Source organism: Clostridium sp. HV4-5-A1G, assembly GCF_900184915.1.
GTDB classification, from domain to species: domain Bacteria; phylum Bacillota; class Clostridia; order Clostridiales; family Clostridiaceae; genus Clostridium_B; species Clostridium_B aromativorans.
This window is the reverse complement of the sequence record NZ_FXYI02000274.1, coordinates 1-2,992: the sequence shown is the minus strand read 5'-3', so window position 1 is coordinate 2,992 and position 2,992 is coordinate 1. Positions and strand designations below refer to the sequence as shown.

At 30.1% G+C, this 2,992-nt stretch carries 2 protein-coding genes; one reads left to right on the top strand and one right to left on the bottom strand.

Going from position 1 to position 2,992, the window contains the following annotated elements:
- On the bottom strand, positions 1–278 hold a 278-nt coding region (locus tag J5G60_RS17590), incomplete at its 3' end, for a 4-hydroxyphenylacetate 3-hydroxylase N-terminal domain-containing protein (RefSeq protein ID WP_279237944.1).
- A gap of 912 nt (positions 279–1,190) precedes the next feature.
- Here J5G60_RS17590 and J5G60_RS17585 point away from each other — a divergent pair.
- Positions 1,191–2,912: a sigma 54-interacting transcriptional regulator gene (locus J5G60_RS17585; protein ID WP_150356459.1), complete on the top strand. Its 1,722-nt coding sequence runs from the start codon at positions 1,191–1,193 to the stop codon at positions 2,910–2,912.
- Positions 2,913–2,992: the final 80 nt, after the last annotated feature.

The following is a 2,992-nucleotide window of genomic DNA, read 5'->3' as shown; positions in this document are numbered from 1 at the left end:
AATAATCTCTGCATTTTTACTTTTTTAACTAAATCCTCCGTGCTCTGGTGCAAGTGGGTAAATCTATTGATCTTTTCTCCCGTTAAGTTTGAAGTCGCTGTCATCAGATTTTCATATTCAGGAATTTGAGCTAAATCATAAGTCATTTTTACAGAATTAAGAGACGGTTTTAAAATTGAATTATTAACAGGATTGTCCACCTTTTTTCCTAACATGTATATGTTTAGGTTTAATTTGCTGATACTTTCTAAATATTGTTTTCCCGTCATTAAAGTCATTGAATTCATTCCTTTCATAGCTTAAAATTGTTTATATAACAATATGACAGCAAGACTTGTGCCAACGAGTAAAGTGTTAAGTTAGAAACTATTTTTATAAATTTGATAGTTATCATAAGAACAAGTTTTTTACATCTCTAATTGTTTCAAAAATAATTAAAGAGGGCTTTATTTAGGCTTTTATTATTATTTTGTGCAGCTTTCACAAATATTAGATGTAATTGTGCTATTATTTACTCGTATTGTGTGCTAAATTGCATCATTTTAATTATATGTTATATTTTTTAAATTTTTCAGCAGCTATAGACTTATATATCTCTAGTTTTTTTACTATACTTCTCGAAGATTTGCATTTTCTTTTACTCATATGATGAATATTGTTCAATATATTTGATGGCTTTCTGCATCACAACAGTTTTTTCATATTTGATCCTAGAAATAGAACAGCATCTCACGTTTAGAAAAGAATCCAAAATTTTAATGGTATTATGGATAATTTTATACAGAATATTATAATTGATTACAAAATAATAATCATGCGATATTGATAAAATTCATAAATCTGAAGTGTCTATTTTTTCAAAAAAGATTTATGAACTTATTGATAACTTTTGATAACTTGTACAAAAAAGAGTTATATTTAAAGGCGAAGAATAAATAATAACAAATATTTCAACTCTTTGTTAGGATAAGGTTGATTTTCACCGTATTTTCCTAAAAGTATCCAAATTAGTGTTGAATGATTGGAGGTTAGAAAATATAAAATAATTTGAAAACGATTTTTTTATTAGTGATAAAACCTGTAACCTGAACCATAGCGCATAGGGTTATATAACTGTTTTATGTAAAGTAATATAATTAAATTTCATAGTGAGTTAAAATAAAAAAAACTGACTAAGGAGGATTAAGACAATGAGTTCTAAAAAGGTGAACAATAAAATAAAAATTAAACAATCACCAGACGGTATAGTATTTACAGATAATCATTTTATTATAAAATACTTTAATCCTGCAGCTGAACAATTAACTGGCATTAAAAAAGATAAAGCTTTAGGCAAATGTTTTTTTGATGTGTTTCCGCAAATGCAACCAAGTGATGACGTCTTGAACGAGAATAAAATAAATCGAATTTTAATTAATGGAAAGAGTTTATGCATCCGTAATTTCGAAAATCGTGATGAAAGGGGCTATACTCAAGGGAATCGGGTATTTATTATGTATGATTATTATGAAGCCTTAGCACTTATTACAGATCTGGAAAAGACAGAGTACGTAATAAATGAGCTGCAAGAGATAATTGAGGGTTCTTTTGACGGAATCCTTGTTACAGATGGTGAAGCTAACGTTTTGCTTGTAAATCAATCCTATGTAAGAATTACGGATATTAAAAAAGAAGAGCTGATAGGGCATAATATGAGGGAACTTATTAATCCTATTTGGATGAAAAATTCGGTTGCACTTTTGGTAATAGAGCAGAAAAAACCTATTTCATTATATCATACAACAAAGCGTGGAAAGAATATTATGGTAACTGGAACTCCAGTTTTTGATGAGAAAAATGATATTAAGAAAGTGGTTATTAATTGTAGGGATATTTCTGAAATTTATAAACTTCGTGATCAACTCTCAAAGGCACGAGAAATGGAAAAAATTTATTTTCAGCAAGATCCTGACGATGATGAACATAATGCTAATAAAAATAGTGACATTGTGGTAAATGATGAGAAGATGAGAGAAATATTTTCTTTAGCAAAAAAAATAAGTAATTTTAATATTACGGTACTTATATCCGGAGAATCTGGGGTTGGAAAAGAAATAGTGGCAAATTATGTACATAGAAAAAATGCATTGAAAAAAGATAAGCCATTTATTGCAGTTAACTGTGGAGCGATTCCTGAGAATCTTTTAGAATCAGAATTATTTGGATATGTGAATGGAGCATTTACAGGTGCAGCAAAGGGAGGTAAGGCAGGGCTCTTTGAAGCAGCTGATGGAGGGACTCTTTTTTTAGATGAAATAGGTGAGATGAGTTTAAAACTTCAGGTAAAATTGCTTAGAGTTCTGGAAACACGAACGGTAAGAAGGGTGGGCTCATCGCATCCTTTATCAATAGACATTAGGGTAATTGCGGCGACAAATAAGAACCTACTAGAAAAGGTTAAGGAAGGCACCTTTCGAGAAGATCTGTTTTTTAGATTAAATGTAATAAGTATAGAGATTCCACCTCTTAGGGAAAGAACTAGCGATATCGCGCCGCTAGCTTTAAAGTTTATACGTAAATTTAATCGGCAGTATGGGCAAAATAAAAAAATTACCTATGAGGTAATGAAAGAACTCGAGGCATATTCTTGGCCAGGCAATATTCGACAGCTGAAAAATACGATTGAAAGTATGGTTGTAATAAGTGACAATGAATATCTACAGCTCAATGATTTACCTTGGATCTCGTGTGAAGCCATAGAAGCTAAAGCAAAAAAGAATAATCCCCCATCACTTAAAGAATCATTAGAGCGGGCTGAGAAGAAAATTCTTATTGAAGTGAAAAGAAAATATGGATCTAGTAGAAAGATGGCGAAGGTTTTAAAAGTAAATCAGTCTACTATTGTAAGAAAAATGAAAAAATATAATTTGTGATGCAGATTTAGTTTTTTTAAGAGGAAAGAGATGCACTGCAGCATCAAAATATTTAATAAGAAAATTGAAATATATTATAT

Coding starts and splice junctions, on each gene's coding strand:
- J5G60_RS17585 (WP_150356459.1), top strand. CDS start 1,191: ATGAGTTCTAAAAAGGTGAACAATAAAATAAAAATTAAACAATCACCA.